The organism is Citrobacter sp. Cu096 (assembly GCF_030332285.1).
In the GTDB taxonomy this organism is placed as follows: domain Bacteria; phylum Pseudomonadota; class Gammaproteobacteria; order Enterobacterales; family Enterobacteriaceae; genus Citrobacter; species Citrobacter meridianamericanus.
Genome location: NZ_JAOWID010000030.1, coordinates 853,093 through 865,622 on the forward strand (window position 1 = coordinate 853,093; position 12,530 = coordinate 865,622).

14 protein-coding genes and 1 riboswitch are annotated in these 12,530 nt (G+C 49.9%); of the genes, 11 read left to right on the plus strand and 3 right to left on the minus strand.

Features of this window, described 5'->3' with window-relative positions; translation table 11 throughout:
- Positions 1-43 precede the first annotated feature (43 nt).
- The 4 genes from msrC to htpX all read left to right on the plus strand — a co-directional run bounded on the left by msrC (position 44) and on the right by htpX (position 4,467).
- Positions 44-541 (plus strand): free L-methionine (R)-S-oxide reductase MsrC, encoded by a 498-nt coding sequence (msrC, locus tag OGX99_RS18445; protein WP_286544633.1) that lies wholly within the window; start codon positions 44-46, stop codon positions 539-541.
- Positions 542-637: 96 nt separating this feature from the next.
- Complete coding sequence (gene proQ / locus OGX99_RS18450) at positions 638-1,324, plus strand: RNA chaperone ProQ (RefSeq protein ID WP_003833781.1); 687 nt, start codon at positions 638-640, stop codon at positions 1,322-1,324.
- A 19-nt stretch (positions 1,325-1,343) separates the two neighbouring features.
- Positions 1,344-3,392: a carboxy terminal-processing peptidase gene (prc, locus tag OGX99_RS18455; protein WP_151219469.1), complete on the plus strand. Its 2,049-nt coding sequence runs from the start codon at positions 1,344-1,346 to the stop codon at positions 3,390-3,392.
- Between the two features lie 193 nt (positions 3,393-3,585).
- Positions 3,586-4,467: a protease HtpX gene (gene htpX / locus OGX99_RS18460; protein ID WP_003034964.1), complete on the plus strand. Its 882-nt coding sequence runs from the start codon at positions 3,586-3,588 to the stop codon at positions 4,465-4,467.
- Between the two features lie 45 nt (positions 4,468-4,512).
- On the opposite strand, the gene OGX99_RS18465 is transcribed toward htpX, so the two are convergent.
- Positions 4,513-5,886 carry an MFS transporter gene (locus OGX99_RS18465; RefSeq protein ID WP_187252288.1) on the minus strand — a complete coding sequence of 458 codons (1,374 nt, stop codon included), beginning with the start codon at positions 5,884-5,886 and terminating at the stop codon, positions 4,513-4,515.
- 175 nt (positions 5,887-6,061) lie between these two features.
- Here OGX99_RS18465 and kdgR point away from each other — a divergent pair, with 175 nt between their 5' ends.
- The gene (gene kdgR, locus OGX99_RS18470) at positions 6,062-6,853 is read left to right on the plus strand and encodes a DNA-binding transcriptional regulator KdgR (protein WP_003833778.1); all 792 of its coding nucleotides are present in this window, start codon (positions 6,062-6,064) and stop codon (positions 6,851-6,853) included.
- 111 nt (positions 6,854-6,964) lie between these two features.
- On the opposite strand, the gene OGX99_RS18475 is transcribed toward kdgR, so the two are convergent.
- The gene (locus OGX99_RS18475; RefSeq protein WP_286544636.1) at positions 6,965-7,204 is read right to left on the minus strand and encodes a YobH family protein; all 240 of its coding nucleotides are present in this window, start codon (positions 7,202-7,204) and stop codon (positions 6,965-6,967) included.
- Between the two features lie 164 nt (positions 7,205-7,368).
- On the opposite strand from OGX99_RS18475, the gene mgrB reads away from it, so the two are divergent.
- The 6 genes from mgrB (at position 7,369) to rlmA (ending at position 11,709) form a co-directional block, all read left to right on the plus strand.
- On the plus strand, positions 7,369-7,512 hold the full coding sequence (gene mgrB / locus OGX99_RS18480) for a PhoP/PhoQ regulatory lipoprotein MgrB (RefSeq protein WP_151219467.1): 144 nt from the start codon (positions 7,369-7,371) through the stop codon (positions 7,510-7,512).
- 74 nt (positions 7,513-7,586) lie between these two features.
- Entirely contained in the window at positions 7,587-7,871 is a 285-nt protein-coding gene (locus OGX99_RS18485; protein WP_151219466.1) for a YebO family protein, read from the plus strand.
- 634 nt (positions 7,872-8,505) lie between these two features.
- Positions 8,506-8,649 (plus strand): DUF2627 domain-containing protein, encoded by a 144-nt coding sequence (locus OGX99_RS18490; protein WP_151219465.1) that lies wholly within the window; start codon positions 8,506-8,508, stop codon positions 8,647-8,649.
- Between the two features lie 12 nt (positions 8,650-8,661).
- Positions 8,662-8,871 carry a transcription antiterminator/RNA stability regulator CspE gene (gene cspE / locus OGX99_RS18495; RefSeq protein ID WP_001062678.1) on the plus strand — a complete coding sequence of 70 codons (210 nt, stop codon included), beginning with the start codon at positions 8,662-8,664 and terminating at the stop codon, positions 8,869-8,871.
- Positions 8,872-9,090: 219 nt separating this feature from the next.
- A complete protein-coding gene (gene ftsI2 / locus OGX99_RS18500) occupies positions 9,091-10,836 on the plus strand; it encodes a peptidoglycan DD-transpeptidase FtsI2/PBP3(PARA) (RefSeq protein WP_187252289.1) in 1,746 nt (581 codons plus the stop codon).
- Between the two features lie 63 nt (positions 10,837-10,899).
- Positions 10,900-11,709: a 23S rRNA (guanine(745)-N(1))-methyltransferase gene (gene rlmA / locus OGX99_RS18505; protein WP_151219463.1), complete on the plus strand. Its 810-nt coding sequence runs from the start codon at positions 10,900-10,902 to the stop codon at positions 11,707-11,709.
- On the opposite strand, the gene mntP is transcribed toward rlmA, so the two are convergent.
- Positions 11,706-12,272: a manganese efflux pump MntP gene (gene mntP / locus OGX99_RS18510; RefSeq protein ID WP_151219462.1), complete on the minus strand. Its 567-nt coding sequence runs from the start codon at positions 12,270-12,272 to the stop codon at positions 11,706-11,708. The genes rlmA and mntP overlap by 4 nt on opposite strands.
- Positions 12,273-12,402: 130 nt before the next feature.
- A riboswitch (yybP-ykoY riboswitch) is annotated at positions 12,403-12,507 on the minus strand.
- Between the last annotated feature and the right edge of the window lie 23 nt (positions 12,508-12,530).

Consider the following 12,530-nt stretch of genomic DNA (forward strand, 5'->3'; position numbering starts at 1 on the left):
TAGTAGGCTGCAGTTTTAGGTAAGACAACTAAGTGATTACATAATGAACAAAATAGAGCTATACACGGATCTGAACCGTGATTTTCAGGCATTAATGGCAGGTGAGACTAGTTTTCTGGCAACGCTGGCGAATACCAGCGCGTTGTTGTTCGAGCGTCTTGCAGAAGTAAATTGGGCCGGTTTTTATCTGCTCGAAAACGATACGCTGGTGCTGGGGCCTTTCCAGGGGAAAATCGCCTGTGTGCGGATTCCGGTGGGGCGCGGAGTATGTGGTACCGCCGTGGCGCAGAACCAGGTTCAGCGTATTGAGGACGTACATGCTTTTGACGGGCACATCGCCTGCGATGCCGCCAGCAACGCTGAAATCGTCCTGCCAATCACCGTCGACAATCAGATCATCGGCGTGCTGGATATTGATAGCACGGCGTTTGGCCGCTTTACTGAGGAAGATGAACAGGGGCTGCGGACGCTGGTGGCACAGCTTGAAACCGTGCTTGCAACGACGGATTACAAAAAATTCTTTGCGCGCATCGCAGGATAATCAACGGATAACGTAGCAATTACTGATGACGTCATTATAATGTCGCCTGTTCATGCCTGCGCTTGTTGGCTACGTCCGTTGTAATCAGGAAATTTCATGGAAAATCAACCTAAGTTGAATAGCAGTAAAGAAGTCATCGCGTTTCTGGCCGAACGCTTCCCGCAGTGCTTTAGTGCGGAAGGCGAAGCGCGCCCACTGAAAATTGGCATTTTTCAGGATCTGGTAGAGCGTGTTGAGGGCGAAATGAACCTCAGCAAGACACAGCTCCGTTCAGCCTTACGTCTCTATACTTCAAGCTGGCGCTATCTGTATGGCGTTAAATTGGGCGCAACGCGTGTGGATCTCGACGGCAACCCTTGTGGTGAGCTGGATGAACAGCACGTGGAACATGCTCGCAAACAGCTGGAAGAAGCTAAAGCCCGCGTTCAGGCGCAACGCGCTGAACAACAGGCGAAAAAACGCGAAGCGGCCGCTGCTGCCGGGGAAAAAGAAGACGCACCGCGTCGCGAGCGCAAGCCGCGTCCTGCTCCGCGTCGTAAAGAAGGTGCTGAGCGTAAACCTCGCGCTGAAAAACCAGCAGCAAAAGCACCGCGTGCTCCTCGTGAAGAACAGCATACCCCGGTATCTGATATTTCAGTGCTGACGGTAGGGCAGTCTCTGAAGGTGAAAGCAGGAAATAATGCGATGGATGCCACCGTATTAGAAATCACCAAAGATGGCGTCCGTGTACAGCTGAATTCGGGTATGTCTTTGATTGTACGCGCAGAACACCTGGTGTTCTGAAACGGAGGCCAGGCCTGGCATGAACACTTTTTTTAGGCTTACTGCGTTAGCTGGTCTGCTTGCATTAGCAGGCCAGGCACTTGCTGTGGAAGACATCACGCGTGCCGATCAAATCCCCGTCTTAAAGGAAGAAACCCAGCATGCGACGGTAAGTGAGCGTGTTACATCGCGTTTTACGCGTTCACACTATCGTCAGTTCGATCTGGATCAGGCGTTTTCGGCGAAAATTTTTGACCGCTATTTGAATCTGCTCGACTACAGCCACAACGTGCTGTTGGCGAGCGATATCGAACAGTTTGCAAAGAAGAAAACGGTTCTTGGCGATGAATTGCGTAGCGGCAAGCTGGATGTCTTTTACGACCTCTATAATCTGGCGCAAAAACGCCGATTTGAACGTTATCAGTACGCATTGAGCGTGCTGGCACGGCCAATGGATTTTACCGGTACCGACACGTTTAACCTCGACCGGAGCAAAGCTCCGTGGCCAAAGAGCGAAGCAGAGCTTAACGCGCTGTGGGACAGCAAGGTTAAATTTGACGAACTCAGCCTGAAGCTGACCGGTAAAACCGATGCGGAAATTCGTGAAACGCTGACTCGCCGCTACAAGTCTGCGATTCGCCGTCTGGCGCAGACCAATAGCGAAGATGTGTTTTCTCTGGCGATGACGGCTTTTGCCCGTGAAATCGACCCGCATACTAACTATCTCTCTCCACGCAATACTGAACAGTTCAATACTGAAATGAGCTTGTCTCTGGAAGGTATTGGCGCAGTTCTACAAATGGATGATGACTACACCGTCATCAATTCCATGGTGGCGGGTGGCCCTGCAGCCAAGAGCAAAGCGATAAGCGTTGGTGACCGTATTGTCGGCGTGGGTCAGACCGGTAAAGGCATGGTCGACGTGATTGGCTGGCGTCTGGATGACGTGGTGGCGCTGATCAAAGGACCGAAAGGCAGCAAAGTGCGCCTTGAAATCCTGCCTGCTGGTAAGGGTACCAAAACGCGCATCGTAACGTTAACGCGTGAACGTATTCGTCTCGAAGACCGCGCTGTGAAAATGTCCGTGAAAACCGTTGGCAAAGAAAAGGTCGGCGTACTGGATATTCCCGGCTTTTATGTTGGCCTGACGGATGACGTCAAAGTTCAGCTGCAGAAGCTGGAAAAACAGAACGTCAGCAGCGTCATTATCGATCTGCGCACCAATGGTGGCGGCGCGCTGACTGAAGCAGTTTCGCTTTCCGGTCTGTTCATTCCATCCGGTCCGGTTGTTCAGGTTCGTGACAATAACGGTAAAGTGCGTGAGGACAGCGATACCGACGGCGTCGTGTATTACAAAGGCCCGCTGGTGGTGTTAGTCGATCGTTTCAGTGCTTCGGCATCAGAAATTTTTGCTGCGGCAATGCAGGATTATGGTCGTGCGCTCATTGTCGGTGAACCGACCTTCGGGAAAGGTACCGTTCAGCAATATCGCTCCCTGAACCGTATTTACGATCAGATGCTGCGTCCGGAATGGCCGGCGCTGGGCTCTGTTCAGTATACGATCCAGAAATTCTACCGTGTCAACGGTGGCAGTACGCAGCGTAAGGGCGTTACGCCGGATATCATCATGCCGACAGGTAATGAAGAAACAGAAACCGGTGAGAAGTTTGAAGATAACGCGTTGCCGTGGGATAGCATTGATGCTGCGACCTACACCAAATCAGAGAATCTGACGCCGTTTGGACCTGAATTGTTGAAAGAGCACAATGCGCGTATCGCCAACGATCCTGAGTTCCAGTACATCATGAAGGATATTGCGCGTTTCAATGCGATGAAGGATAAGCGCAACATCGCTTCTCTGAATTACGCTCAGCGTGAAAAAGAGAATAACGAAGATGACGCAATGCGTCTGGCGCGTATCAACGATCGGTTTAAGCGTGAAGGCAAACCGCCTTTGAAGAAACTGGACGATCTGCCGAAGGATTACCAGGAGCCGGATCCGTACCTGGATGAAACGGTAAAAATCGCGCTTGATCTGGCGCATCTTGAGAAAGAGAAGCCAGCGGAACAGCCCGCAACCCGTCAATAACCTCAAACAGGCACAAGAAATTGTGCCTGTTTTTTTTAACAAACGCATGAAGACGTCAGTCTGATACGATAAAATGTAAAGTTGTGTTTTTCTGGTGACTTAGCACCGATGGATGCTTGAAAATAGCCGTAAGACCCATACGATATGGGTAATCGCATAGTGCGTTTTGTTAAATTGAGGTTAAAAGAAAATTATGATGCGAATCGCGCTCTTCCTGCTGACGAACCTGGCTGTGATGGTCGTTTTCGGGCTGGTATTGAGCCTGACAGGGATTCAGTCAAGCAGCGTTCAAGGCTTGTTGATCATGGCACTGCTGTTTGGTTTTGGTGGTTCCTTCATTTCTCTGCTGATGTCCAAATGGATGGCGTTAAAATCCGTCGGTGGGGAAGTGATCGAACAGCCCCGCAATGAAAGAGAACGCTGGTTGATGAATACGGTAGCGAATCAGGCCCGTCAGGCCGGGATCGCTATGCCGCAGGTCGCAATCTACCATGCGCCAGATATTAACGCGTTTGCTACCGGTGCGCGCCGGGATGCTTCGCTGGTGGCTGTGAGTACTGGCCTGTTGCAAAACATGAGCCCTGATGAAGCCGAAGCCGTTATCGCGCATGAGATCAGCCACATTGCCAATGGTGATATGGTGACCATGACGCTCATTCAGGGGGTTGTAAACACCTTCGTTATCTTTATCTCACGTATTCTGGCGCAAATTGCCGCTGGCTTTATGGGTGGAAACCGTGATGAGGGTGAGGGTAGCAACGGTAACCCGTTGATCTACTTTGCGGTGGCGACGGTGCTGGAACTGGTGTTTGGTATTCTGGCGAGCATCATTACCATGTGGTTCTCACGTCATCGTGAATTCCATGCGGATGCCGGTTCTGCAAAATTGGTAGGGCGTGAGAAAATGATCGCCGCGCTGCAGCGTCTGAAAACCAGCTATGAGCCGCAGGAAGCGACCAGCATGATGGCGTTTTGCATCAACGGCAAATCCAAGTCGTTGAGTGAGCTGTTTATGACTCACCCGCCGTTGGATAAACGTATTGAAGCGCTGCGCAGCGGAGAATATCTGAAATAATCTGCAGCAGACTAACTGAAGAGCGCGTCGACAGACGCGCTTTTTTTATGCCTGAATTCGCGGTTGCGTAATACGCAGGCCGCTCACGATGGCTGCCAGCGAGGCCAGAATGCCAGCTGTTATCAGCGAGACGTGCGTTCCGCTGTCACCGAATTGGTTGAGCATTAGTGCGACCAGCGCGGCCCCTGTACTTTGACCTAGTAAGCGCGCCGTCCCCAGCATACCGCTTGCCCCACCGCTGCGCTCACGCGGCGCGGAGGTGATGATAGTGTGGTTGTTCGGTGACTGAAACAAGCCAAAGCCCGCGCCGCACAAAATCATTGGCCAGATGATATTAAAATCAGAGGGCGAAGTGGGTAGCAGTACCAGCGAAAACAAACCGCTCGCCATCACTGCCATGCCCAGCGCACCCAATAGTCCGGCGTGAACGCGTTCAATCAGATATCCCGCGAGAGGAGCCATCACCATGGTTGCCAGTGGCCATGGCGTCAACAGCAGACCCGTTTCGACTTCGCTGCGCCCGAGTACCGTTTGCATAAAAAAGGGCAAGGAAACTAATGCCAGCATTTGCGCGCTGAAAGAACAGATTGAGGTACAAATCGAGAGTGAAAACAGCGGAATGCGTAGCAGATCAACCGGCAATAAGGGTACTGGCAAGGCGAGCTGACGGCGGATAAAGAAAAAACCTACAACGATCAGTGCCACAATCTCAGCACCAATAAGTTTTAGCGACTGTCCTTGTGCAAAACCGCTGAGGGCGGTGATCAGCAAACCAAACGTTAAGGCATTCATCACTGCACTCGGCAGGTCAAAGCGTGGTTTATTGCTGCGGGACGCATTGGGGGGTAAAAAGCGCATAGCCAGCAGCAGTGCGATTATTCCCAACGGGACGTTAATCAGAAACAGCCATTTCCACGAGGCGATAGAGAGAATTGCCGCGGCAATAGTTGGACCCGCTGCCGAGGAGACCGCAACAATAAAGGAGTTAATACCCATCCCACGCCCAAGCTGATGCTGTGGGTAAATGAGTCGGATCAATGCCGTATTCACGCTCATTAGCGCCGCGCCGCCAAAACCCTGGGCGATGCGCGCCAGCGTCAGCATGTGTAACGAATCAGACAAGGCACAGAATAGCGATGCCAGCAAGAACACGACCAGACCACACTTATAAATGCGTCGGTAACCAAACATATCGCCTAAAAAAGAGAGTGACAGAAGCGAAACGACGATAGCAATTTGATAGGCGTTCACGATCCATATTGAGCTTGCTGGTGAGGCCTGAAGATCGGCGGCGATAGTTGGCAGGGCTACGTTTGCTATTGCGCCGTCGAGTACTGCCATAGAAATCCCAATTACAATGGTTAAAATTGCGCCATATCGCTGGGGCAATGGCAGACCATCGGCCTGAATTTTTTCCATAGAAAATCAATATTGTCGGTATTTATGAAGAGAATAATGATTTTAGCATTGATATTCAGGCGTTAGGTCGCAGATTTGTAACTAAGTAAGCAAAGAGCGATTGCGAGTGGGGGGACGTGAAATTATAATAAAAACCGGTTCTGATTTTTATAAAACACTCGCAATGAGGTGGTAAATGGCTATCGCAGATCTGGATAAGCAACCCGATTCTGTATCTTCCGTGCTGAAAGTTTTTGGCATTCTGCAGGCGCTGGGTGAAGAGCGCGAGATTGGTATTACCGAGTTGTCGCAACGCGTCATGATGTCGAAAAGCACCGTTTATCGCTTTTTGCAGACCATGAAAACGCTGGGTTATGTGGCACAAGAAGGAGAGTCTGAGAAATACTCTCTGACCCTGAAATTATTCGAGCTAGGCGCACGCGCGTTGCAAAACGTTGATCTTATCCGTAGCGCTGACATTCAGATGCGCGAACTTTCACGCCTGACCAAAGAGACAGTTCACCTCGGTGCGCTGGATGAAGACAGCATCGTCTACATTCATAAAATCGATTCCATGTACAATCTGCGCATGTATTCTCGCGTTGGTCGTCGTAATCCGCTATACAGTACAGCTATTGGTAAAGTTCTGCTGGCATGGCGTGACCGCGATGAAGTGAAGCAGATTCTGGATGGTATTGAGTACAAACGCAGCACCGATCGTACCATTACGAATACCGATGAATTACTGGTACTGCTGGATAAAGTACGTGAGCAAGGTTATGGCGAAGATAACGAAGAACAGGAAGAAGGCCTGCGTTGCATCGGCGTACCAGTGTTTGACCGTTTCGGCGTGGTTATTGCGGGCCTGAGTATTTCATTCCCAACGCTGCGTTTCTCTGAAGAACGTTTACACGAGTATGTGGCAATGCTGCATACGGCGGCGCGCAAGATTTCAGAACAAATGGGCTATAACGACTATCCGTTCTGAACTGACGTCATCGCTAATGACAAAACCCCTGGTATTTTGTACCAGGGGTTTTTTATGAAAAATTATAACGTGAGTTGGCACAAATAACATTGTGAACGAATTGTTGCTATATTAGCCGTTGTCGATAATAACCGCGCTTTTCCTTAACAGAGGACAATCCGACAGGCCAATGATACCGCTATCAGTGTGGACGTACTGTGCGGTGCTGGTGCCGCGAGCGGTCAGATATTGGCATTGCAGGCCCAGACCCGCAGCATTCTCCTTACTTCCAATCAAGATACCGTAGCCGCTCAGTAATAAACCGATCCAAACCAGAGCTAACAACACAATAGCGCGGATAATCAGACGCATTACAACCTCTTATCTTTTTTCGTTGTTATTAGATTAGCCTGTACACGGTATGAAACAAGTCAATCATTCCTAAAAAGATTGAATGCCGATACAGTTAACGCTGGGTTTAGGTAACGCATGATAATTTATAGACATAAGATGTAGGATTGAAGAGTGGAGCTGGAGTGAAAAAGATTCGCTGGGTAGTGCTGATTGTTGTTGTACTGGTATGCATACTGATGTGGGCGCAGGTGCTCAACATCATGTGCGATCAGGACGTACAATTTTTCAGCGGTATTTGTGCCATTAATAAGTTTATTCCCTGGTAAGCGCATTTTCGCAACAGTTGATTACCTTCTTGTGCGGCAGTGGTAAACTATGCCGTCTACATTGAGGTGGTGAAATGAACGAAGTTTTGAATTCAGGCGCGTTGAGTTTTGCGTCTTTAGCGGTATCAGTGGTGGTTTTGATTGTCGGGCTTGTTCTATGGTTTTTCATCAATCGGGCAAGTTCGCGTACCAACGAGCAGATTGAGCTGCTTGAAGCATTGTTAGATCAGCAAAAAAGACAGAACGCTTTACTCCGTCGACTTTGCGAAGCTAACGAACCCGAGAAAGTAGCAGAGCCTGCTGCACTGACTGCCAGGCAAGAAGACGATGACATCATCCGCCTGGTAGCAGAGCGGTAAATAAGTATGACAGGGTGAGGTACTGCGGATGTTGCTTCCAGTTACTTCATCCTGTCTTAAGCGTGTCAGATTTTTTTCTTCTGTCCCTGACGTTTAATTAGCGGCGGACTGACATGGACTCCCAGTATTTTCAGAGACTCCGCCTAATTAATATCTTATCCCTGGCCTGATCTAAATATAATATCCCATACGTTAAAAATATGATTATGTCATTTTTGTGATAATGATCGTTTTATTAGCAGCGAAACGTTTCTCTTACTTTTTTTGTGCCTTGTCATCATTCTTTCATTATTTTGGTGCAAAACAAGAAGACGGATCCCATTTCTACGCTTGTGATATTTTATGCATTACTAAGCATAAAAAATGATATAGGGCAGAACCCGTTACAGATAACCTGGAACAACCGAAGCTATTGAGCTATGGTAGAAATGTCTCTGCAATGGTGCCAACCATGCGGGGTAAGGGGAGAGGCACGAGAATATATCTCTACTCGGCCTGGCGCATAACTGTGCAGTTGCTGTTTGATGAAAGACAGGATTTGTGCGACCGATCGAGACACGTTTAAAAATGGCTTGCCATTATTAACGTTGTATGTGATAACACGTTTTGGGTTAAACGAGGTACAGTTCTGTTTATGTGTGGCATTTTCAGTAAAGAAGTCCTGAGTAAACACGTTGACGTTGAATACCGCTTCTCTGCCGAACCTTATATTAGTGCCTCAAGCAGTAATGTCTCAGTTTTATCTATGTTACGCCCGCGGGCGAAGAAAATACTCTAAGGAATTTTGCAAATGGCAAAGATTAAAGGTCAAGTTAAGTGGTTCAACGAGTCTAAAGGTTTTGGTTTCATTACTCCGGCTGATGGCAGCAAAGACGTGTTTGTACACTTCTCCGCTATCCAGGGTAACGGCTTCAAAACTCTGGCTGAAGGCCAGAACGTTGAGTTCGAAATTCAGGACGGCCAGAAAGGTCCGGCTGCTGTTAACGTAACAGCTATCTGATCGACACCACTGATTTGAAGCGCTTTTGCGCCTCCATCTCAGATATAAAGCCTCGCTTCTGCGGGGCTTTTTAATTCAGATTACGTCAAAATATTACTGAATGCCCTTCCATTAGCGCTTTGTTGCAAAGGCGTGATGTTCGTAGCATAGTTTTCCCCGCATTCTTACGTCATTTCTCGTTAAATCAGACACCTGAAAAACTATCTTGCTGGAGATTGGGTGAAAAAGAAAAACGACGGCGATGCGCGCAATTTTACTCCCGTACGTTTTGCCCTGCTTTGCGTGGCAATATTATTGAGTCTTGGATTGCTGCTCGGTCGGGTTGCGTGGCTGCAAATAGTCACGCCGACGAATCTGGTAAAACAGGAAGACATGCGTTCGTTACGTGAAGTGTCGATTGCCTCTCCACGCGGAATGATCACCGACAGAGAAGGGCGGCCGCTGGCGGTAAGCGTTCCGGTTAACGCTGTCTGGGCCGATCCGAAGACGATTGTCAGCAAAGGTGGTGTTGGCTATAACGAACGCTGGCAGGCATTAGCTAAGACCCTGCATATTTCGCTCGCCACGCTGGCTGAACGTGTTAACAGCAATCCAACTGGCCGCTTTATCTATCTTGCGCGCCAGATCTCTCCTCAGCAGGCGCAGTGGATCGATGATCTTAATCTCCCGGGTATCAATTTGCGCGAAGAGTCGCGTCGATTCTATCCCGCCGGGCATGTTGCGGCCAATTTGATTGGTTTTACCAATATTGATGGTCAGGGGATTGAAGGCCTGGAGAAAAGCTTTAACAGCCAGTTGATGGGCAAACCTGGCTCCCGCCTCGTACGGAAAGATAAATTTGGCCATGTCATCGAAAATATCACCGAAGTGATGCCGGTGCCGGCGCACGAATTACAGCTCAGTATTGATGAACGTTTGCAGACAGTTACTGAAGATGCGCTGGACAATGCCGTAACATGGAATAAAGCGGAATCTGGAGCTGCGGTGTTGGTCAATATTGCCACCGGCGAAATACTCTCCATGGCAAGCTTTCCCGACTTCAATCCCAATAACCGTGATGGTGCGGTGCTGGATGATTTTCGCAACCGTGCAATTAGCGACACTTTTGAACCCGGTTCAACTGTTAAACCGCTGGTGATCATGACTGCACTGCAGCAAGGGATTGTGCAGCCTGATAGCGTCATTGATACACATCCTTTTAATCTGGATGGACATCGCATCCGCGATGTCGGGTTTTACCCTGAGTTATCGCTGACCGGGATTTTGCAGAAATCGAGCGATACAGGTGTATCACACCTCTCGCTGGCTATGCCGATCCAGAAACTACTGGATACCTATAAACGCTTTGGCTTTGGCGATCCTACCGGACTGGGGTTAACCGGGGAAAGTAGCGGTTTAATGCCGCAACGTCGCTACTGGAGCGATTTGGATCGGGCCACCTTTGCATTTGGCTACGGGCTAATGGTGACGCCGCTCCAGTTGGCGCATGTTTATGCCACCATCGGCAGTTTTGGTATTTACCGCCCCCTTTCTATTACGCGTATCGATCCGCCAGTAATAGGTACGCGGGTGATGCCGGAGGCGTTGGTTCACCAGGTTGAACATATGATGGAGAGCGTCGCGCTACCCGGCGGCGGGGGAACCAAAGCTGCGGTTAGAGATTATCGCGTAGCGGTTAAGACCGGAACGGCAAAGAAAATTGGTGATGACGGTAAATATGTCGACAAATACGTGGCTTATACGGCAGGCGTTGCGCCAGCGAGCGATCCAAAATTTGCGCTGGTAGTGGTGATTAATAACCCGCAAAACGGCGCTTACTACGGGGGAGCCGTTTCCGCGCCAGTGTTCAGTCAGATAATGGGCGATGTCCTGCGTCTGGAAAATGTAAAGCCGGATGGCATGCCGGCCAACTCCGATCATTTGGTGGTGATGCACGCCAGCAACGTAAACTCACCGTCGCTGTAAGTTATTTTCCCTGGGCGCAATTCGCGTTACACTTGCGCCCTTAAGTCACCTGCCGGAGTTGTCATGTCGTTTTCCTGTCCTCTTTGCCACCAGCCTCTTACTCAAGCGAATAACAGTTTTGTCTGTCCCGGGCGGCACCAGTTTGACGTGGCGAAAGAAGGGTATGTTAACTTACTGCCGGTTCAGCATAAGCGGTCGCGGGATCCAGGCGATAGCGCTGAAATGATGCAGGCGCGCCGGGCATTTCTTGATGCTGGCCACTATCAGCCGCTGCGCGATGCGATTGTGAATGTGCTTAAAGAGAAGTCGAATTCCGAAGATGCAGTGATCCTGGATATTGGCTGTGGGGAAGGGTATTACACCCATGCGTTTGCCGATGCGCTGGCGGGCTGTACAACCTTTGGTCTTGATGTCTCCAAAGCAGCAATTAAAGCTGCGGCGCGACGTTATCCTCAGGTGACCTTTTGTGTTGCCTCCAGTCACCGTCTGCCATTTGCCGACGAATCAATGGATGCCATCATCAGGATCTACGCCCCCTGCAAAGCACAGGAGCTGGCTCGCGTGGTTAAACCGGGTGGCTGGGTAATTACCGCCACGCCGGGCCCGCGTCATTTAATGGAGCTGAAAGGACTGATTTATGATGAGGTGCGGCTGCATGCGCCACACACTGAGCAGCTTGATGGTTTTGCCCTGCAACAGAGTATTGCACTGGGATATCAAATGCAGCTCAAAGGCAGTGAGGCTGTGGCATTGCTGCAGATGACGCCGTTCGCCTGGCGGGCAAAGCCGGAGGTGTGGGAAGCCTTAACGGGGAAAACACAGTTTGATTGCCAGACAGACTTTAGTATTCATGTCTGGCAGCGACTGAGTTAACCGTGAAAGTGTGCCCAGAGGATCTGGGCACCGATACCAATCAGTACCACCCCGCCCAAAATTTCAGCTCGTTTGCCCAGCATCGGGCCAATGAAACGACCGATCATCATGCCGAGTGTGGACATAATCAACGTGGCACAGCCGATGGCCAGCGCTGTGGCAATAATGTTGACCTGCAGGAAAGCCAGACCCACCCCGACGGCCATTGCGTCGAGACTGGTGGCGATGGCGGTGGTGACCAGCAGCCAGAAACCGTGACGGCGTTGCGGCTCTTCATCTTCATCACTGTTATCGCGAAAACCTTCGATTATCATTCGCCCACCTAAAAACATCAGCAGAATGAAGGCGATCCAGTGGTTCCACTCCAGCACAAATTTGCTGGCGAGCATCCCCATGCCCCAGCCAATCAATGGCGTGAGCGTTTCAACTGCGCCGAAAATAAGGCCAGTACGCAGTGCTTCAGAAAATTTGGGTTTATGCAGGGAGGCACCTTTGCCAATTGATGCAGCAAAAGCATCCATCGACATGCCGAAAGCGAGAAGAACGGTAGCGGTAAGATTCATAACAGCGTCCTGACCGGGGTATCCATAAAACACATCACTGCCCCCAGTAACCATGCATACAAGCTGGAATCACTGTAAATACAGCGCCATTCAAATATGCATTGCAGTTGATGTGCCTATGGTCTCGCCTGACTGAACCTGTAAGTTCAGTCCGTACGTGCCACGTTTTTCAACGAGTATGTTGACACGTACATTTCCGGAATCTGGAAATCGGCTACTCCCCAACGACGGGCGCAACCTTAACATATTTTTAGAATA